At 62.9% G+C, this 18265-nt stretch carries 23 protein-coding genes and 1 tRNA gene; 6 read left to right on the top strand and 18 right to left on the bottom strand.

Annotated elements, in window-relative coordinates:
* Positions 1 to 221: 221 nt before the first annotated feature.
* From JT360_RS21800 to JT360_RS21780, 5 genes are all read right to left on the bottom strand, one after another.
* Entirely contained in the window at positions 222 to 464 is a 243-nt protein-coding gene (locus JT360_RS21800; RefSeq protein ID WP_214473915.1) for a Trm112 family protein, read from the bottom strand.
* An 83-nt stretch (positions 465 to 547) separates the two neighbouring features.
* A complete protein-coding gene (locus tag JT360_RS21795) occupies positions 548 to 1219 on the bottom strand; it encodes an LON peptidase substrate-binding domain-containing protein (RefSeq protein ID WP_214473914.1) in 672 nt (223 codons plus the stop codon).
* A 96-nt stretch (positions 1220 to 1315) separates the two neighbouring features.
* Positions 1316 to 2326 (bottom strand): thioredoxin, encoded by a 1011-nt coding sequence (gene trxA, locus JT360_RS21790; RefSeq protein WP_214473911.1) that lies wholly within the window; start codon positions 2324 to 2326, stop codon positions 1316 to 1318.
* An 82-nt stretch (positions 2327 to 2408) separates the two neighbouring features.
* Positions 2409 to 2906 (bottom strand): prolyl-tRNA synthetase associated domain-containing protein, encoded by a 498-nt coding sequence (locus JT360_RS21785; RefSeq protein ID WP_214473909.1) that lies wholly within the window; start codon positions 2904 to 2906, stop codon positions 2409 to 2411.
* Positions 2887 to 3066 carry a hypothetical protein gene (locus JT360_RS21780; protein WP_214473908.1) on the bottom strand — a complete coding sequence of 60 codons (180 nt, stop codon included), beginning with the start codon at positions 3064 to 3066 and terminating at the stop codon, positions 2887 to 2889. Before JT360_RS21780 ends, JT360_RS21785 begins: the two co-directional genes overlap by 20 nt.
* Before the next feature lie 53 nt (positions 3067 to 3119).
* Between JT360_RS21780 and JT360_RS21775 the strand changes: the two genes are divergently transcribed.
* From JT360_RS21775 to JT360_RS21765, 3 genes are all read left to right on the top strand, one after another.
* Positions 3120 to 3194: transfer RNA gene (locus JT360_RS21775), tRNA-Gly, on the top strand.
* A gap of 440 nt (positions 3195 to 3634) precedes the next feature.
* Entirely contained in the window at positions 3635 to 4231 is a 597-nt protein-coding gene (locus JT360_RS21770; RefSeq protein ID WP_352128040.1) for a HupE/UreJ family protein, read from the top strand.
* 178 nt (positions 4232 to 4409) lie between these two features.
* Positions 4410 to 5069, top strand: a complete 660-nt coding sequence (locus tag JT360_RS21765; RefSeq protein ID WP_214473906.1) for a hypothetical protein — start codon at positions 4410 to 4412, stop codon at positions 5067 to 5069.
* Positions 5070 to 5081: 12 nt separating this feature from the next.
* Here the strand turns inward: JT360_RS21765 and JT360_RS21760 are convergent, their stop codons facing one another.
* From JT360_RS21760 to JT360_RS21740, 5 genes are all read right to left on the bottom strand, one after another.
* A complete protein-coding gene (locus tag JT360_RS21760) occupies positions 5082 to 5462 on the bottom strand; it encodes a Fur family transcriptional regulator (protein WP_502845483.1) in 381 nt (126 codons plus the stop codon).
* A 22-nt stretch (positions 5463 to 5484) separates the two neighbouring features.
* Entirely contained in the window at positions 5485 to 6294 is an 810-nt protein-coding gene (locus tag JT360_RS21755) for a metal ABC transporter permease (RefSeq protein ID WP_214473902.1), read from the bottom strand.
* Positions 6278 to 7072 (bottom strand): metal ABC transporter ATP-binding protein, encoded by a 795-nt coding sequence (locus JT360_RS21750; RefSeq protein ID WP_214473901.1) that lies wholly within the window; start codon positions 7070 to 7072, stop codon positions 6278 to 6280. The genes JT360_RS21755 and JT360_RS21750 overlap by 17 nt, the downstream gene beginning before the upstream one ends.
* Positions 7069 to 7950 carry a metal ABC transporter solute-binding protein, Zn/Mn family gene (locus tag JT360_RS21745; protein ID WP_214473900.1) on the bottom strand — a complete coding sequence of 294 codons (882 nt, stop codon included), beginning with the start codon at positions 7948 to 7950 and terminating at the stop codon, positions 7069 to 7071. The genes JT360_RS21750 and JT360_RS21745 overlap by 4 nt, the downstream gene beginning before the upstream one ends.
* A 216-nt stretch (positions 7951 to 8166) precedes the next feature.
* Entirely contained in the window at positions 8167 to 8766 is a 600-nt protein-coding gene (locus tag JT360_RS21740; protein ID WP_214473899.1) for a cation efflux transmembrane domain-containing protein, read from the bottom strand.
* 43 nt (positions 8767 to 8809) lie between these two features.
* Here JT360_RS21740 and JT360_RS21735 point away from each other — a divergent pair, with 43 nt between their 5' ends.
* Entirely contained in the window at positions 8810 to 9139 is a 330-nt protein-coding gene (locus JT360_RS21735; protein ID WP_352128036.1) for an ABC transporter permease subunit, read from the top strand.
* Positions 9140 to 9222: 83 nt separating this feature from the next.
* Here the strand turns inward: JT360_RS21735 and ssuD are convergent, their stop codons facing one another.
* The 4 genes from ssuD to tauA form a co-directional block, all read right to left on the bottom strand.
* Positions 9223 to 10380: an FMNH2-dependent alkanesulfonate monooxygenase gene (ssuD, locus tag JT360_RS21730; RefSeq protein ID WP_214473897.1), complete on the bottom strand. Its 1158-nt coding sequence runs from the start codon at positions 10378 to 10380 to the stop codon at positions 9223 to 9225.
* A gap of 41 nt (positions 10381 to 10421) precedes the next feature.
* Positions 10422 to 11270: an ABC transporter permease subunit gene (locus JT360_RS21725; RefSeq protein ID WP_214473895.1), complete on the bottom strand. Its 849-nt coding sequence runs from the start codon at positions 11268 to 11270 to the stop codon at positions 10422 to 10424.
* Complete coding sequence (locus tag JT360_RS21720; RefSeq protein WP_214473893.1) at positions 11267 to 12061, bottom strand: taurine ABC transporter ATP-binding protein; 795 nt, start codon at positions 12059 to 12061, stop codon at positions 11267 to 11269. The genes JT360_RS21725 and JT360_RS21720 overlap by 4 nt, the downstream gene beginning before the upstream one ends.
* Positions 12062 to 12126: 65 nt before the next feature.
* Positions 12127 to 13134, bottom strand: coding sequence for a taurine ABC transporter substrate-binding protein (gene tauA / locus JT360_RS21715; RefSeq protein WP_214473891.1), 1008 nt, complete (start codon positions 13132 to 13134; stop codon positions 12127 to 12129).
* Positions 13135 to 13508: 374 nt separating this feature from the next.
* Between tauA and JT360_RS21710 the strand changes: the two genes are divergently transcribed.
* On the top strand, positions 13509 to 14072 hold the full coding sequence (locus JT360_RS21710) for a type 1 glutamine amidotransferase domain-containing protein (protein ID WP_214473889.1): 564 nt from the start codon (positions 13509 to 13511) through the stop codon (positions 14070 to 14072).
* Between the two features lie 27 nt (positions 14073 to 14099).
* Here JT360_RS21710 and JT360_RS21705 read toward each other — a convergent pair whose 3' ends face one another.
* Positions 14100 to 14906 carry a SapC family protein gene (locus JT360_RS21705; RefSeq protein WP_250888978.1) on the bottom strand — a complete coding sequence of 269 codons (807 nt, stop codon included), beginning with the start codon at positions 14904 to 14906 and terminating at the stop codon, positions 14100 to 14102.
* 330 nt (positions 14907 to 15236) lie between these two features.
* Between JT360_RS21705 and JT360_RS21700 the strand changes: the two genes are divergently transcribed.
* The gene (locus JT360_RS21700; RefSeq protein WP_214473888.1) at positions 15237 to 15509 is read left to right on the top strand and encodes a DUF6916 family protein; all 273 of its coding nucleotides are present in this window, start codon (positions 15237 to 15239) and stop codon (positions 15507 to 15509) included.
* Positions 15510 to 15835: 326 nt separating this feature from the next.
* Here the strand turns inward: JT360_RS21700 and JT360_RS21695 are convergent, their stop codons facing one another.
* The 3 genes from JT360_RS21695 to JT360_RS21685 all read right to left on the bottom strand — a co-directional run bounded on the left by JT360_RS21695 (position 15836) and on the right by JT360_RS21685 (position 18258).
* A complete protein-coding gene (locus tag JT360_RS21695; protein WP_352128032.1) occupies positions 15836 to 16303 on the bottom strand; it encodes a GNAT family N-acetyltransferase in 468 nt (155 codons plus the stop codon).
* Between the two features lie 75 nt (positions 16304 to 16378).
* Entirely contained in the window at positions 16379 to 17701 is a 1323-nt protein-coding gene (locus tag JT360_RS21690; protein WP_214473884.1) for a PLL family lectin, read from the bottom strand.
* Positions 17702 to 17730: 29 nt separating this feature from the next.
* Positions 17731 to 18258 carry a phage tail protein gene (locus JT360_RS21685; protein WP_214473883.1) on the bottom strand — a complete coding sequence of 176 codons (528 nt, stop codon included), beginning with the start codon at positions 18256 to 18258 and terminating at the stop codon, positions 17731 to 17733.
* Positions 18259 to 18265: the final 7 nt, after the last annotated feature.

Here is an 18265-nt window from a genome sequence, read left to right as displayed (position 1 = left end):
TGGACGCTAGCGGGACAGCACCCCTCTGCCCTGCCGGGCATCTCCCCCACTTGGGGGGAGATCGGCAGCTTCGCCGCCCGACCCGTCTTTCAATGTTGGAGATTGGCGAAAACGAGGACAACAGCCAATCTCCCCCCTTGAGGGGGAGATGTCCGGCAGGACAGAGGGGGGCGCTGTCCCGCCAGCCTCTGGAAACTTCTGCGCCCCAGCGGCGCCCGAAATCAGGTCGATCCACCCGGTTTCGGCGGCGACAACACATCCTCCGCCGAGATGATCCGCGCCTCGGAAGGCAGCATGATCGGGATGCCGTCGCGCACCGGATAAGCGAGCTTGGCCACCCTTGAGATCAGTTCACCGCGATCCGGATCCCAGGCCAGCGGCCCCTTGGTCAGCGGGCAGGCCAGCAGCTCCAGCAGCTTGGGGTCGACATTGGTCTTCTTTCCGTCACGTCCATCCGCCGCCATCGCATCACTCTTCTCAGCCGGTTGCGGGCCTAAGATGTGTTGAGATTCAGGTCAGGCCGGCATCACCTGAATATCGGCACATCTTACTGCAAGCTCGAACCAAAGTCCTCGTTCTCGCGCGCCAGCGTCATTTCGGTGATGGCGATCAGCGTTTCGGCCCGGGTCTTCAGGTCCGCTGCTTCGAGCAGCGCCTGCTTTTCCGCCGGCCCATAGGGCGCCATCATCGACAAGGCGTTGACCAGCATGGCATTTTCGGCGCGGCTGACGCTTTCCCAGTCGGCCTCGAGATCGTTGGCCTGCAGATAGGCGCGAAATGCCCTGAGCAGTGCCGGCCGGTCGATCTCGTTCGCCGCCTGATCCTCGCCGAGATCGGCGAGAAAGGGAGCGAGCTTGGCTTGGCGAAACGGCGTTTTCACGGCCAGTTCGTGGGTGATGCGGAACCGGCAAACGCCCTGCAGCGAAATCAGGTAGCGGCCGTCGCCGGTCTCGGAAAGGGCGATGATGCGGCCGGCGCAGCCGACATTGCAGAGCTCCGGCTCGCCATCCTCGCGCAGCGCGCCATCGAGACGGGGCTGGATGACGCCGATCAGCCGCGAACCGGCGATAGCCTCGTCAACCATCTGCAGGTAGCGCGGCTCGAAGATGTTGAGAGGCATGCGGCCGCCCGGCAGCAAAAGCGCGCCTTCGAGCGGAAAGATCGGGATCGTCGACGGCAAATCCTTGGCGAGCCGGTAATGCGCGTTTCCCGCTTGCACCTCATTCCTCCGATCGACTTCACCAGCTGGAAGTCAATTTCCTAATCTGGCGCAGTCACCACCGTCCGCAAGCCCGTGCGACGAAACAGCCGCGGCTCAGGAAAACAGCAGCGACGACAATTTGCGCCGTGCCGCCAGCGTCGCCTCGTCGGTCATGCCCCAGGCCTCGAAAAACTGCAGCAACTGCGTCTTGGCGCCATCCTCGTTCCAGCCGCGGTCGGCCTTGACGATGGCCAGGAGATTGTCGGCGGCCGCCATGCGCTCGCCCCTGGCGTTCTGGATCATGGCCAGATCGAAACGCGCCTGGTGATCCCCAGGGTTTTCGGCCAGGCGGCGCTCGAACTCGGCCGGGTTGCCAAGCGCGGCCGCCTGCGCGGCGAGCGCCATCTTGGCGCGCAGCGCGCCGAGCGCCGGCGCATCCTTCTTGGCCTCCGGCGCCGTTGCCAGCAACGCTTCGGCGCCTTGCGTGTCGCCGGCCTCGAACAACAACTCGCCCAGTCCGGCGATCGCCTCGACCGTCTCCGGCGCCTGCGCCAGGACCGCGTCATAGATGTCGGCGGCGGCCTGCATGTCGCCGGCGTCGCGCGCCTCGGCGGCGGCGGCCAAGGCTTCGGCCACCGGCGGCGCGCCATTGCCCTTGCCGCCGACCTTGGTGATGAATTCGGCGATCTGGCTCTCGGGGACGGCACCCATGAAGCCGTCGACCGGCTGGCCGTCCTTAAAGGCGATGACCGCCGGAATGGACTGGATGCCGAGCTGGCCGGCGATCGAGGGATGATCGTCGATGTTCATCTTGACCAGCTTGACCTTGCCGCCGGCGGCCTTGACCGCCTTTTCCAGCTGCGGCGTCAGCTGCTTGCAGGGGCCGCACCACGGCGCCCAGAAATCGACCAGCACCGGCTGGCGGCGCGATTCCTGGATGACATCGGCGGCGAAGGCCGCGGTCGTCGTGTCCTTGATGACATCGCCGCCGGCAGGGGCTCCCGCGGGCGCATCGCCAGGGGCGACCTTTGCGCGCGCGGGCTCGGTTCCGCCATACTGCACCGTGGTGGCATACTGGCCGCCATTGCTGCCGAATGACCCGCCAAACGGATTGTTGTCGCTCATCTTGTCATCCTTTCGGTCGCGCCGCCGCCACGGTTCGGCGCAATATCTTCATTGGAAGTCGGCTTCGCCATCCATGTGGCGATCATGCCGAGACTTTCAAGATAGCAGCATCATGCCCGGTTGCCTCGACGAATCTGATGAGGTCGCCCGCCGCGATCGACGTCGTCGCTTCGTTGGTCAGCGGATGGGCGTTGATGACGGCGTGTTCCATCAGATCCCTGTCGAGCACCAGCTTGACCCTGTTTTCCCTGTCGTTGATGACGCCGAAGACGGTAACGGCGCCCGGCGAAACGCCGAGCAGCTCCATCAGCATCTCCGGCTTGCCGAAGGACACGCGGCTGGCGGCGCCGATCAGCTGGTGGATCTGCTTGAGATCGACGACCGCGTCCTCGCCGACGGTGACCAGGAAGAAATTGTCCTTCTTGTCCTTCAGGAACAGGTTCTTCGTGTGCCCGCCCTCGATTTCGCCGCGCAGCGCCTGCGAATCGGCGACCGTGTAGAGCGGCGGATGGCGTATCGTCGAGACGGCAATGCCGAGCCCGGCAAGAAAGGCCATCAGTTCAGCTTCGCTCTTCGGCATCGATCTTCTTCTTCGTCCGTTTCTTGGCCTTGCCGTTTACGGCCATTAAGGCGGCCGACACAAGACCATCGCGCAACGGGACAATGAAATCCGCAGGCCGCGGGCGGTTTGCCGGCATCGTCAGGAAGCTTGCAAAAAGGCTCGCGATTCCCTGTTGCAATCGCCGCGCTCTTCAGCCATATAGGCCCGGCTTGCGGCCAAGACGCCGTGTGAGCGGGTGTAGCTCAGGGGTAGAGCACAACCTTGCCAAGGTTGGGGTCGAGCGTTCGAATCGCTTCACCCGCTCCAATTTCCTCTAGGGGAATCAAGCGATTAAGAGGCGCCCTTCGGGGCGCCTTTTGCTTACATGGCATTTCAATATAAGCGCAATGTAAGCGGCTGAAATGGCCGGCAGCCGCTTTGCGAACCCCTTCCATGGTCGGGGCGAAGCCATCGAGTTCGCGCTACGCGGTTCAACCATCGACAATGGTCAGATCGGTGGTGGAGTTTGTGAAACGCCAAACGCCGCCCAACAGCTCAATGCTCAGGCATCGCGAAACCGACAGAATTGCGCTCTACTGTTTGAGTTTGGGGACGCGATTCGTGCTGTCAATTGCCCCTACGCTTGCAACGTTCCACAGAGTCTGTCGGAAGCTGGGTTTGGAAATGGGCGTCGCAGGCTCGATCCAGGCGCGTGGTGCAAACATTCCCTCAGATCGTGACGAACAGCGTAACAAGGGCATCAACACGTGGCCTGGTCAGTGCATAGTTTGAAGGCCACGAGGTCGCGACCGATGCTGGGGGGCAGTCCAGGCGGGACCGGGGCTCTTTTCTGTCGCTTCCTCATGGCAAGTTTCGCGCTCGTAGCTGTGTCGACAAGTGTGCAAGCCCATATCATTCAAACGGGAACAGGCGGATTTGGCAGCGGTTTCGAACATCCGCTGACAGGCCCCGATCACTTTCTGGCGATGTTCGCCGTTGGCTTGTGGGGCGCCCAGATCGGCGGACGATCGATCTGGGCGCTGCCGGTCGCGTTCCCGCAGATCATGGTTCTCGGTGGCGTCGCCGGTATTGCGGGGCTCCCGCTGCCCGGCGTGGAGACCGGCATCGCGCTTTCGATCATCACCTTGGGACTTGCCATTGCATGCGCCTGGCGGCCGGCGGAATGGATCGCGTTGCTGCTGATCGCAGTGTTTGCGGTTTGCCATGGATATGCTCATGGCGCGGAGTTGCCCAACGCCGCCGACCCTGCCGACTTTGCCATTGGCTTTGTCGTCGCCACCGGCATGATCCATCTTCTGGGCATCGGGGTCGGGCTTGTTCTTGGCAAGCCGTTCGGCGGCTGACTATCGCGAGGGCTGGGTGGGTCGATCGCGATCGGAGGCACCTATTTCCTTGTCGCCTGAGATAGGTTCGCAACGACCCGCCGCCAGGACGCTGCTGCGGTGGTCCGGCCCTGTGTTGGCGCTCGCCGGGGCAGCCGCTATCGGCGCTCTCGCATTGCAGGCGCCGTCCGAGCGAACGATGACGTCATGGTGGATTTTTAACAGTGGCCTTTCTTTGGAACGGGTCATTCCGCTTGCCGGACTTGGTGTCGCGATCGCTCTGGTGCGCAGTCGCCATGTCGTTGTCGCACTGGCAACATTTCTGCTTGGCGTCATGCTGGGAATAGTCTTTCAGGACCACTTTCTCGCACTCATGGCGGCCGTGCCCGGCGCAACGACGCACCTCTTCCTGACCGGGCCGGTTTCGGCGCTTGCGTCCGGTCTGCTGTTGATCATGCCTGCCCGCCTCAGACTATGGGTTCCTCCCCTGGCCACCACGCTTATCGGCGCCATGCTTGGTGTCGCCACAACGCTGACCGACCCCACCTTGCATGATCCCGCAATTTCGCTGATCGCCACTCTTATCGGCTCATGGATCCTGGCTGCCATTGGCCTCAGCGGGCATGCCTTCCGGCAGAGCTGGTTTCCGATCGCCGCGCGCATCCTTGGCAGTTGGCTGATTGCGATTGGCCTTCTTCTTGGAGGAGCGGCAGTTGCCGCCAGGCCTCCGGTGCTTGCGCCACTCCCGCCACCGGTAGCTGAAGGCGGGGCGAACGCGCGCCGCTTCGAGACACCGTTTCCGAGAGTAGATCGGCAAGGCGACCGTTCACGGTCCGCTGCACGGCCCGTCCTCCCGTGAAGATTCCTGAGTCTATTTTTCAAGAAACGCGGTCGGCTCCGACAGGCAATCAGTGCATAGCCCGCTGAGTTCTAGGCTTGTCGTCCCGATCTGGAAATTTTGGCGTCTCGCCCACTCGGCCAACCGGAGATCGACAACGTCGTCGCTAAACTCCGTGACCCGGCCGCATCGTTCGCAAACCGCGAGGATCGCTGTCCCCCGGCCATGGGCGTGTGGACCGACGCACAACACGAATGCATTGAGGCTTTCGATCTTGTGAACCGTGCCGTCCTCGATGAGTTTCTTGACCGCCCGATAGACCTGCACCGGCGATCGGATGCCATGCGGCCGGATGTCATCGAGGATGTCGTAGGCGCTGACCGGCCTGCCGGCCTGGGTGATGGCATTCAGCACCAGCTTCTGGTTCCGGGTGAGGTCAGCGGTTGTCATTGGCCATCGAGCGTTGCGCCATGCCGCTGATCAGATAGGCGGCCGCACCCAGCGCCGTGATCCAGAAGCTCGTCGGCCAGTCGGTCAGAAAGGCGAGCGACAGGCTGACCCAGGCGATGACGACGGCAAGCGCGATCGAGACCGCGATGCCGGCGAGCACGCGGCGCGTCAGCCTGAGCGCCGTCGCCGCCGGGGCGACCATCAGCGCGAAGACGAGCAGCACGCCGACGATCTGCACGGCCTCGGCGGTGGCGACAGCGACGAGGATCATGAATAGCGTCGAGACGAGGTTGAGCGGCACGCCCCGCGCCTCGGCGAGTTCCGGCTGCAGGCTGGCGAACAGCAACGGCCGGGCGATCAGCACCAGCGCGACAAGGATCGCCACGGCCAGCACCGCAAGCACGATGACGGTGCGCAGGCTGATGCCGAGCACATTGCCGAACAGCACGTTGGTCGCCTGCGAGGCGAAGGCGGTGTAGAAATGCAGGAACAAAAGGCCAAGGCCGAGCGACAGCGTCAGCACGATGCCGATGGCGACGTCGCGATGCGCGCGCTCGCCGAGCAGGCCGATGCCGATGCCGGCGACGACGGTGAACACGGTCAGGCCGAAAAACGGCGACACTCCAATGAGGCCGGCGCCGGTGGCGCCAGGAAAGCCGACATGGGCGAGCGCGTGGCCTGCAAAAGTCTGACCCCGGAGCACGAGGAAATAGCCGACCGCACCGGCGACGATGCCGACCACGGTGCAGGCATAGAAGGCGTTGCGCATGAATTCATAATCAAAGATCGTGGACATGCGCCCCGCTTTCCAGTTCGACGTCGTCGGCCATGACGAAGATGCGTCCGGCGACCCGCACCACATTGATTTGCGTGCCGTAGAGTTTCGACAGCACCGGCCCGCTGATGACCTCGTCGACGGAGCCGATCGCGGCGCTGCCATTGCCGAGATAGAGCACGGAATCGACGGCGCGCAGCAGCGGGTTGATCTCGTGCGAGCAGAACAGCACCGCGATGCCGAGCCGTTTCCCCACCTCATGCACCAGATCGATGATCGTGCGCTGGTGTGCTGCGTCGAGGCTGATCAGCGGCTCGTCGAGCAGCAGCAGCTGCGGATCGCCGATCAGTGATTGCGCAATCAGGATGCGCTGGCGCTCGCCGCCGGAAAGCTCTGCCAGCGGGCGCCGGGCGAGGTCGGTCGCCCCGACCTCCTCGAGCGCCTTCCAGGCGGCTTCCTTTTCGGCAGCGGAAGCCACGGGCCAGCCCCAGCGATGTCCGCCCGCCGCGGTGAGCACAAAGTCCAGGCCGCTGATGCCCATATGGGTAAGGGTGCGTCGCGCTTGCGGCATGTAGCCGATCGACGGATTGCCGCGCGTCGGCGGTTTGCCGAGCACCGAGATGGCACCACCCGCCGGCTTGATGAGGCCCAGGATCGCGCGCAGCATCGTCGTCTTGCCGGCGCCATTGGCGCCGAGAAGGCCGACAAAGGCGCCTTGCGGAATCGAAAAGGAGACGTCGGAAAGAACCCGGCGTCCCCCATAGGTCAGCGTGACCCGCTCGAATGCGACGGCGCTCATTGCGTGCGGGCTGCGAGCGCCTTCTGGACCGCGTCAAGCTGCCCGCCGAACCAGGACTGGATCGTCTGGCCGGCCGGTTCCGTCTCGGTGACGCCGATGACGGTGACCTTGTTCTGCTTGGCGATGTCGAGCAGCCTGGTCGTCGCCTCGTCCGTCACTTGCGAATTGTAGAACAGGATCTTGGCCGAACCATCCTTCAGGCTGTTCTCGAAAGCCGTCACCTGGGTTGGGCTCGGCTCGGCGTCGTTCATCAACGCCACCTGGAAGTCGTAGTTCAGCATCTTGAGGCCGAGGGCTTCCGCCATATAGCCGAACACCGGCTCGGTGGCGGTCACTTCGGTACCGGCATAGGTCTTCTTGACGTCGGCGATTTCCTTGTCGATGCCCTCGAGCGACGACTGGAATTTTTTCAGATTGGCTTCGTAGTGCACTGCATTGGCGGGATCGCGCTTCGACAGATCGGCGGTGAGCGCCTTGGCAATCGCCGGCAGTGTCGCCGGGTTGTACCAGAGATGCGGATTGTCGCCCGACTTCTTGCCGATCAGGTCGACGGCGATGATGGTGGTGCGGTCCGGCTTGGTCGAGGCCGAGAGCAGCTTGTCCATCCAAGGATCGTAATCGGCGCCGTTGTAGATGATGATCTTGGCATCGGCGATGGTGCGCGCCGTCGACGGGCTGGTCTCGAAAAGGTGCGGATCGTCGTCGGGATTGGCAAGGATGCTGGTGACCGCGACATGGCTGCCGCCGATCTGGCGAGCGAGATCGCCATAGAAATTCTCGGCTGCCACAATGTTCATCTTGTCTTCGGCCCGGGCGACAGCACTGGTCAGCAGGGGCGCTGCAACCAGCAGCGCGGCTAGAAAGGGAACGGAACGCATCCTTGGTCTCCTTTGGATTGTGTGGGAGGAACGGCCGGCCGCAAGGCTTGTCGGTATGGTGTAACTGTATAACGGTAACAATATAACGTTTGTGTTCGAAATGTGGCGCAAGTGAATGCCCTTTCGGGTGCTGCCATTTTTCATGCGCACAAAGCCGTGACTGACCCCAAAACGTGCCAGAAGAGCTCGATCACGTTTCCGGATGATCTCCTGGAGCTAGGGTTCGGCCCTTTGTTCTGCTCGTGCCGCTCCCCAGACTTCGCGCGCAGCGTCAGCATTCATGGCGGCGATACAAAGGCCGACAACCAAATCCGGCCATGCTGACCTCCACACATAGGCCGTCACCAGCCCCGCCGAGACTATGGCGACGTTTGCCAAGGCGTCATTCCGTGCCGACAGAAACGCCGCTTTGGTCAGACTGCCGCTATGATGGCGGTACCTGGCCAGCATAAAGGCGCAGGACAAGTTGACGATGAGGGCCCCAGCCCCGGTCAATGACAACAGTGCCGCATTCGGCGCCAAGGGAAGGTTGAACTTTTCCCATGCCGTCCAGAGCGTCGCCAGGCCCGGAATGAGGAGAATGCCGGCCAATGCCATGCCGACCCGCGCTCGGTTTCGCGCGGTCCAGCCAATTGCCAATACGATTAGAAGATTGACCGAGGCATCTTCCAGAAAGTCGACGCTATCCGCAAACAGCGATACCGAGCCAATGGCCCTTGCTATGGCGAACTCGATGCCGAAATAGGCAAGGTTGAGAATCGCCACCAGCCGGACAACGCCACGCAACGCCTTGTTCTCTTCAAGTCTTAAGGGCATCGCAAATCGCTATCACGCCAGGAAAGGCCTTGCACCTATCACTGTGACAGATGAAGAGCGATTGCCGCTGCGTGAGGCCGGCCAATCGCTTGGCCTGTCGAAAATGCGGATCATGATCTCCGTCCTTCTTCCGCAGGCTTTCAGGTTGGCGCTGCCGGCGATCGGCGGGCAGAATATCCTGCTTTTGAAGGGAACTGCATTGGCCTCGACGATCACGGTCTTCGAACTGATGGGTGCAGCGAACCTCGTTCGCGCGCAGACTTTTCGGGTCTACGAGCCTCTGCTCGCAGCCGCGGTAGGATATTTCCTGCTAGCGGCGGCGATCACTGTCGGCTTCGGCTTTTTCGAGAGACGGCTTGCTCGACGATATTGAGCCGCACGGCCGAGGTGACCACGAAAAGTTTGCAGCTGTCGATGGGTTGGGTCTCAATTCTTTCTATTGTCGTTCGCGAGACATCAAGAAGCCGATGCTGCGGCCTTCCGATCTACCCCGCGTCCGAACTCGACGTCCCAGCCGCGCTCCGCGAGTGCGGCTTCGCTGCTCAGCCCGAGTTTGGGGAAAAGCAGTTCAGCGACGTTGAACGCCTCTTCGAGATGCGGATAGCCGGACGCGATGATCGTCTCGATGCCGATCTCCTGATACTCGCGAATGCGCGCGGCAACATTGTCGGGATTGCCGACCAGAGCCGTTCCCGCGCCACCTCGCACCAGCCCGGGCCCCGCCCACAGATTCGGACCGACGACCAGCCGGTCGCGTCGGCCCTGGTGAAGCGCCGACATGCGCTTCTGTCCGACGGATTCCGAGATGTGGACAAATCCGTTCTGGGCCTCGGCGATCAGATCGTCGGTGACATGGCTGATCAGCCTGTCGGCGGCGGCCCAGGCCTCTTCCTCTGTCTCGCGTACGATCAGATGAATGCGGAGCCCGAAGCGGATCGTGCGGCCTTGCGCCGCCGCGGCTTTCCTGACGCGATCAACCTTTTCGGCAAGCTGGTCCACCGGTTCGCCCCAGCTCAGATAGGCATCGACGTGCTTGGCGGCGATCGCGATGCCGGCGTCGGAAGAGCCGCCGAACCAGAGTGGCGGATGGGGCTGCTGGACCGGAGGGAAAGAAATATCGGTGCCGTGGGCGGACAGGTACTTGCCCTCGAAATCCGCTGGTTCGCCCGAAAGGATGCGCCGCCAGATGGTCAGGAACTCGTCGGTCTGCGCATAGCGCTCGTCATGGCTGAGCTTGTTGCCGTCGCCGGCAAGGTCGGCCGGATCCGCGCCGGTGACGACGTTGAGCAGGACACGGCCGCCGGAAATGCGGTCGAGCGTGGCCGCATGGCGCGCGAACAACGCCGGCGTCCCGCTGCCCGGCCGCAGCGCCACGAGGAATTTCAGCCGTTCGGTCAGCGGGATCAGCCCGGCCGCCACGATCCAGGCGTCTTCGCACCGCGTTCCAGTGGGCAGGAGCACGCCCTTGAAGCCAAGCCGGTCGGCGGCCTGGGCGATCTCCTTGAGATAGCCGAAGGTTGCCGGGCGGTGCCGCTCGTCGGTGCCGAGATACGGCCCATCGCCATGGGTCGGCAGATACCAGTAGAGGTCAAGCGGACGGGTATTGCTGGACATCGGACTGTTCCTTCAGCGATGCGGAATGTGTGCGGGAAGCGTCAGAGCTTGCCCTTCCAGGGGATGAGGCGGTGCTCCAGCCAGCGCATGCCGCTGGTGAAGGCGAAGGCGAGGACGGCAATGACGATGAGGCCGACGAAGACGACGTCGGTGGCGAGGAAATTGGCCGCCGACATGATCATGTAGCCAAGGCCCGATTGGGCCGCGATCAGTTCGGCCGCGACCAGCGTCGACAATCCCGCGCCAATGGCAATCTTCAGGCCGGTCATGATTTCCGGCAATGCGGACGGCAGGATGATGCTGGTGAACAGTTGCAGGCGGCTGGCGCCAAGCGACAGCGCGGCATTGATCCGTTCAATGGGCACGGACCGGACACCGGCCTGTGCGGCAAAGCAGATCGGGGCAAAGGTCGACAACGACAGGAGCACGATCTTGGAGGTCTCGCCGATGCCGAGCCAGATGATCAGCAGCGGCAGGTAGGCCAGCGGCGGCAAGCCCCAGTAGAGATCGATCGGCACGCTGAAGATGCCCTTGACCCAGCGATTGAGCCCCATCAGCAAGCCGAGCGGAATGCCCAGGAAAATGCCGACGCCGAGCGCGGCGGCGATGCGGCCAAGACTTGCCAGCGTGTGGTCGAGCAGCGTGCCGTTGGCGTAGCCATCGGCCCAGACGGCGCTGAACTGGCTCAGCACCTCGACCGGCGACGGCAGGAACAGCGGCGACGCCCATTCGAAATGCGCGGCAAGGAACCACAAGGCGATCAGCGACGCCAGCGTGGCCAGGCTGATGCCGAGCGTGCTTGTCGACGCCGATCGGCGCGGTTTGGGAGACGGCGCGCGCTGAGCCTTCGAAGACGAAGATGAAGTTCCGGAATTGGCGGCAAGCGTCATTGCAGGGTTCCTGTGCGGGCGCCTTCCGGCAGGTGGATGAGCGAGCGGATTTCCTGTCGCAGTTCGATGAAGCGGGGGTGGGACTGGATCGGCCCGATGTCGCCGCTCTCCGCGAATTCGCGAACGAAATCGGCGTCGAACCGGGCGACGATTCGGCCCGGCCGGGGCGACATCACAACGACGGTCGTGCCGAGCGTGAGGGCTTCCTCGATGGAATGGGTGATGAACAGGATCTGCTTGCTGGTCTTGGCCCAGACCGACGCCAGAAGCTGCTGCATCGTCTCACGCGTCAGGCTGTCGAGGGCGCCGAACGGCTCGTCCATCAAGAGGATCTTCGGATCGGTGGCCAGCGCCCGCGCGATGCCGACGCGCTGACGCATGCCGCCGGACAACTCGTAGGGCGGCTTTTCGGCGAAATCGGCGAGCCCGACCAGTTCCAGCAGGCGCCTTGATTGCTCATGGCGTTCGCCGCGCGGCACGCCCCGGTATTTCAGGCCGAGAGCAACATTGTCCAACACGTTGGCCCAGGGCAACAACGTATCCTTCTGGAACACGACACCACGATCGCCGCCGGGCGCGACGATCTCCTTTCCGTCCAGCGTGATCGTGCCTTCGCTGAGCGGCAGGAAGCCGGCGATCGCGTTGAGCAATGTCGACTTGCCGCATCCCGAAGCACCGACTGCGACAACGATGGAATCGGGAGCGATATCGAGCGAGACGTGGTCGAGCGCGTGCACATCCTGGCCGTCCGTGGCTGGAAAGGTGACGCTGGCATCGCGGATACGAAGCATGGTGGCCTCCGGGCAGCCTGGCTGGCGAGATGTCCGCCAGCCAGGCTGGATGTCTTTCAGGGATTTTAGTTCGAGGCCTTGGCGGCGTCCGCATATTGCGGATCGGCGGCTTCGGCGTAGCTGTCCTTGATGGTAGTGATCTTGTGCTGGTCCTTCAGGAAGCCGGCGGTGTCCTTGAGGATTTTCGCAACGGTGCTCTTGTCACCTCCGCCCAGCCATTTGTCGGAAGCCTGTTCGTCGAGCGGCGGAACGACGGTCGTCTTCAACTGCCCCGAATTCTCGGCCGCCGTGCCGCCCTGCAATTTTGCGATCAGCTTGGCACCCTCGGAGTCTGGTCCCCAGGCAGCCGGATTGCTCAGATAGGCGGTGTTGTAACCGTCGATCAGCCGGACATACTGGCCAAGGAAGTCGGGATTGGCCTTGGCGAATTTGCCGGTCACGACCAGCGCGCTGAAGGTCGGCGCGCCACGATCGGCTACCTGGCCAGCTGTGAGAAGTACCTTGCCATTCTTCTTGAGCTCGGAAAGTGCCGGATCCCAGACAAAGGCGCCGTCAATGTCGCCGCGCTTCCAGGCCGCCACGATCTCGGGCTGCGGAATGGCGATGACCTGGGTTTCCTTCTCGGAAATGCCTTCCTGCTTGAGCACGGCGAGAAGCTGGTAATGGTCGGTCGAGACCGGCGCTGCGGCGAGCTTCTTGCCGCGCAGGTCCGCCGGCGACTTGATTTCGGGCCGCACCACCAGGGCCTCGCCGTCGCGGGAGACCGAGGAGATGTAGAACGCCTTCACGTCGATGCCCCTGCTGACGGCCGCCGCAAACGGGCTCGATCCGACATCGCCGATCTGGACGTCGCCGGATGCGATGGCCGCGAAGATGTCGGCGCCGGAATTGAAGCGGCGGAATTCGATGTTCCAGCCGGTCTTCTTGGCGAGATCGCCATTGGCGATGCCGAGATTGTAGGGGTTGGCGCCGGTTTGGTAGGCGATGACGACTTTCTTGTCGTCAGCATGCGCGGCAGTAAACGTGGCCGCGATGGTAAAGCCGACAACGGCGGCGGAAATCAATCTTCGCATGATATTTGATCCTTTTGAACAGAGGGCAAACCCCTCGATTGCCCGCCCTGGCCAAGAGCGTCGGATTAAATTCCACTTAACTTATAGACTTAGATAGCAATGGAATTCTGAAAACCTTCTCGGGATTGAAAAATTCGGCTTGGAGCTCAAACTATCGCCCCAAGATAAATGCATGTCGCCCAAAAGTGATCTCGGTTTGGAGTGCGCGAAGTGCATCAAACGACCACGTGAAGCGCGTCGCATGGACCTGTTTCGACGCGATGCGCTTCAGGTCGAAACCTGCCCCACATCTCCCGGAAATCACATAAAGTTACAGGAGGAACGCTTCCTGCCAGGTCTCGTTAGCCTCCATCAACCGAAAGATGGAGAAAACGATGCAAGACATTTCGGGCAAGCGTATCGCCATTCTCGCGACCAACGGCTTCGAACAGTCCGAGCTGGAAGTGCCGTTGAAAAAACTGCGCGAGGCGGGCGCGCAGGTCGATGTGGTGTCGCTTGAAAGCGGCGAGATCAAGGGTTGGAACCACAAGGATTGGGGCCGGAGCGTTCCTGTCGACAGGACCTTGGACGAGGCGCGGGCGGACGACTACGATGCGATCGTCCTGCCCGGCGGCGTTATCAATCCCGACCTGCTGCGGATCGAGCAGAAGGCTTTGGATTTCATCAAGTCGTTCTGGTCCGCCAAGAAGGTCGTCGGCGCGATCTGCCATGCGCCCTGGCTTCTCGTGGAAACCGGGATCGCGAGAGGCCGCCGCGTCACCTCCTACAAATCGATCAAGACCGACGTGATCAACGCCGGCGGTCTTTGGGAGGACAGCAAGGTCGTCACCGACCAGGGGCTTGTCACCAGCCGCAACCCGGGCGATCTCGACGCCTTCTGTGACAAACTCACCGAGGAGATCAGGGAGGGCCGGCACGACGGGCGGGCAGCGGCATAACCGGTCTTTCGACGAGCAAGACCGTCTTCAGGCGCCTTTGGCGCCATCCGCCTTGCGCAGCGACGCCTGGTGGACCAGCGACGTCCAGCTGTTGGTCGAGGCGAGATGACAGTAGAGCAGGCCGAGCGCGCCTGACCGTCTGAGGTCGAGGAAGGCTTCGTCGCTCAGCTTGTTGAAGGCCGGCTCGTCGATCACCTGGAAATCAGTGAGGTTGAGCACTTCGCCGCCCTCCAGCGTCACTTTGCTCTGGCGTGGCGCGAACAGGCCATGCGCGTCGATCCTGTCGATCATGACGCGGGTGGCTCTGAAATCGATCTGGAACTGGTCGCAGAAGGCGAGCGCCTGCTTCGTCGCCTCGGTCGCCTCGGCGCCGTTGAAGAACGACGCGACCTTGTCTTCGCGGAACGGCGCCATGAGCTGGTCGACGACGCGCTCGCTTGCCCTGTCGACGCACAGCGTCAGCCGGCCGGGCGCGCTCGCGTCCTCGGCAAGAATGAAGGGATAGCGGCGGACATAGGCGGGGACATAGTGCGGCGCGGCCCACCGGCCGTCGGCATCGATGAACAGGTTTTCGTTCTGGCGCACGCCGGTGATGATCACCGGGGCCTTCGCGGCACCGATGAAGACGATCGGATAGGAGCGCATCGCCGCCGGCATTTCCGACGTCACCACCGGAATGGCGTGCGCCGAGCGGGCGAACGAGAAGTCGCTGCGGGCAATCAAGCCCAGCGAGCCGTGCCGCGCCGGGTTGAGCGCTTCAGGCCTCGAGTAGAACAGCGGCATGGCAGCGTCCGCCGCAGCCGTCTCTGTTTTCGCACCACTCTCAGCCATCATCCGTCCCTCTCCCCCAAGCCGATCAGGCCGGCCCTCCAGCATCGGACCCGAAGATCCGCTCTTGTGCGCTGATCTTGGTTTTGGCCAAGAATCCGGCGCAGGATCAAAGTACTACAGTGTCCCAGGCACGCATAAAAGGACAGGCGCCGCTGTATTTTGCAGTTTGCCCCGGCGAATTGTCTCGCGCAGCGTTCGGCCTGGCTGCAGCCCTATGGACAGCCTGCCGCGAAGCGGCGACATTGCCGCCACGAGAGCAATGCGGGAAAACCATGCAGCGGTTTTCCCACAGGAATTGCCAGGAAACAAAGCAGGCGGTTTGAGGCACATGGCATGACGGCAGCGGATTTCGAACAGGCGATCGGGCAGGCATTCACCATCGAAACCGGAAGCGGACAAATCGCGCTCGAATTGAGCGCGGTCAACCGGATCGCATCCAGCCCGCGCCCGGGCGGCGGTTTTTCGCTGCTGTTCAGGGGACCGCGCGAAACCGCGCTGCCGCAGGCGACCTATCGCCTCGCGGGCAATGGTGTGGTCCACGACATCTTCATCGTGCCGGTCGCCGCCGATGCCGCCGGGCGGCTTTATGAGGCGGTGTTCAATTAGGCGTTCGGTCTTCGGCGACGTGCGGATTGCGCCAAACGCGACAATCTCTACCGTTAGCGCTGCCCCTCACTGTCCTGCCGGACATCTCTCCCGTAAACGGGGCGAGAGAGGCTGGCCGCGACGCCGGCGCTTTCATGCGGCGCCGGAGATTTGCGAAATCGCCGGTGACAGCGCCCCTCTCCCCGTCACTATACGGGGAGTTGAGGAATGGTCCGCTAGGGGACCAAAAGCCAATTGCTTGGCTTTTCGAATGACGAACGCCGGCAGGCAGGTGAGGGGCAGCGGCAACGAATGGCCATTACAAATAACGGCTATGCCGCAGTAGATCACGGATCGACCAGCGGCGCGCAGGCCATCAGGTCATAAACACCCTTGTCCTCGACAATAGCGAAGCCGAGCCTGGCATAGAGCCGCCTCGCCGGATTGTTCTTCTCGACATGGATCGATGCTGATTTGCCGGCCAACCATGCCTCGTCGATCAGGTCGCGCAACAGCGCCGAACCGTAGCCCTTGCGGCGATGGGCCGGCAGGAAGGCGATGTCGATGATGCGGTGCTGGCTTGGCCAGCGCTCGATATAGAGGCGGCCGATATCCTGCCCGGCATGTTCCACCACCAGCCAGTCGGCCTCGGGATAGTGTTTGTGATAGTGGGCGTGCTGTGCCTGGAACTGCATGTCGAGGAAGGTGGACTTCTGGGCCTCGGTCCACGCCGTCACGGCGAGTTCTTCCATGCGCGTCGAGGCATAGAGCCGCGACAGGAACGGCAAATCCGCCTCCGCCGCCGGGCGGAGCACCAGCCCGGCCTTCTCGGACCGAGGCCAGGCGAGGGTTGCCGGCTTGGTTTCTGTCGGGCTGCGCGAAAGCAACGATCAGACCGGCGGCGTCAAATCGCGCACCACGGCGATCTGCTTGATGTTGCTGTCGGTGAGCCACGTCCAGGCATATTCCCATTCGGTGCTGTCTATGCCGACCTGCGAGATCGTCGCCACCGAATTGGTGCCGTCCGGCATGAGCATCATGCTGAACAGGGCAAGGCGGCCATCGGCATTGTAGTTGAGCGTGAGCCGTGTCGAGTAGGAAGATGCGCTGAAATCGCGCCATCCCGACCAGTTTTGGGTGTAGGCATCGAACTGGGCGTTGAATTCGTGGACACGCTGCTGGTCGGAGGAGACCAGGACGATGTCGCCGTCGCCCTGGATGCCGGCGGCGAGCGTGTATTTGGGCACCCGGGAATAACCCGGCGTCGCCCATTGCGTCCAGCTGTCGGACCCGGCGGGTTGCTGGCGCGTGTGCAGCACCTGGCCGTTCTTGTTCAAGGCGAACAAATTGGTGGCGCCCAGCGGCCCGACCACCGGCGCCATGTCGATGAAGCCGGTGGTGGCGGGGGTATCGATCTGCACCCAACCCGTCCAGTCAGCCGCCTTAAGCGCTTGCGGTACGGCCTGCTGGCAGCGATAGAGGTGCAGCGCCGAATTGATACCGAATAGCGCAATGCGGCCGTCGGCCTGGCGTATCGCCGAAATCGTGACCAGCTGACCCGTGAGCTGGATCCAGTCGCTCCACGGCTTGGCTGGCGGCGCGAGCACGTCGACGGTGACGACGATCGGTGTGGTGGAGCCGGGCGGCGTGATGGTTTTCTGCACCTGGATGATCTGGTCGGGATTCTGGTAGATCCACCAGATGCGGCCCAGATTGTCGGTGAGAAAGACCTCGATGCGGCCATCGGCATCGTTGGCCATGGCGAGCTTCTGATAGCTGGCGGCGCCGGGCGGTGCGCCGATGCCGACCGGCGCGGTCCATTTGTCGACCGGACCGATCTGGTTTGCATCCTCGGCGATGAAGGACAGATTGGTGGTGCCCGACGGCTGCGCGACCACGGCCACACGGCCGTCCTTGGTCAGGCCGGCGGTCATGATCAACCAGGCGCCTGGCGCGATGAACGACCACGCCGCGGGCCATGGCCCGTTCGGCGAAAGCTGCGCCTTCTGGATCAATTGCCCCTTGGCGGAATCGATCCCCACCACCATCAGCCGCGACAGTTCGAAGAACGACGCGCCGGCCGGCTTGTTCTGATAGACGGGCGGGACGCTAGACCGCCGCGAGCGGGCGCTGGCGTTGGAAGCCGCTCTCGGCGCCGCCGCCGGCTTCTTTGCCTCGGGGGCCTTCGACTTAGGTTCAGCTTTCTTGGCCATCTATCGGTCCTGCCTTGTTGGCTCGGAATTCAGCTTCTCGGTGGGAAGACGCCCTGCAGCGCGATGCAGAAATTGAGGGTGAGATAAGGCATCAAATTGTTGTGCGGCTGGTCGCCACCGGCGGGCGCGATCATGTTGTCGCTGAAGGAGACAGTTTGGGTGTAGGGGGCCGCCTTGTAGGCAAATCCGCCCGATGATCTGGAAAAAGTACGATCGGGCCCTGGTGCGGCAAGCTGCGCCGGCTGGTTCTGCGCCATCATGAAGTGGCTGTGGTTCGGTATCTCGCTTTCGAGCAACGACACCAAATCCGAGCCGCCTTCTTCACCGAGGTCGTGCAGCGACAGACCCGGTCCTTGCCCCGGATGCATCGGTGAGCGGCCCTGGAGATCGGGCAAGGCAAAAGTCGACAGGCCATTGCCGCCATAGGTGGTGCCGAGCAGGGAAAACAGCGCGGTGTTCTGCGACAACGGCAGAATCTGGCCGTCACACCAAGCCCAGCCCTTGGGTGCGAAATTGAATGGAAAGATGCGGATTTCGGCGATGAACGGATCGGCCATGACGTCC

Source organism: Mesorhizobium sp. dw_380, from assembly GCF_018588885.1.
Taxonomy (GTDB): Bacteria; Pseudomonadota; Alphaproteobacteria; order Rhizobiales; family Rhizobiaceae; genus Mesorhizobium.
Note: the sequence above shows the minus strand (reverse complement) of the source record. Positions and strands in the feature narration are given on the sequence as shown.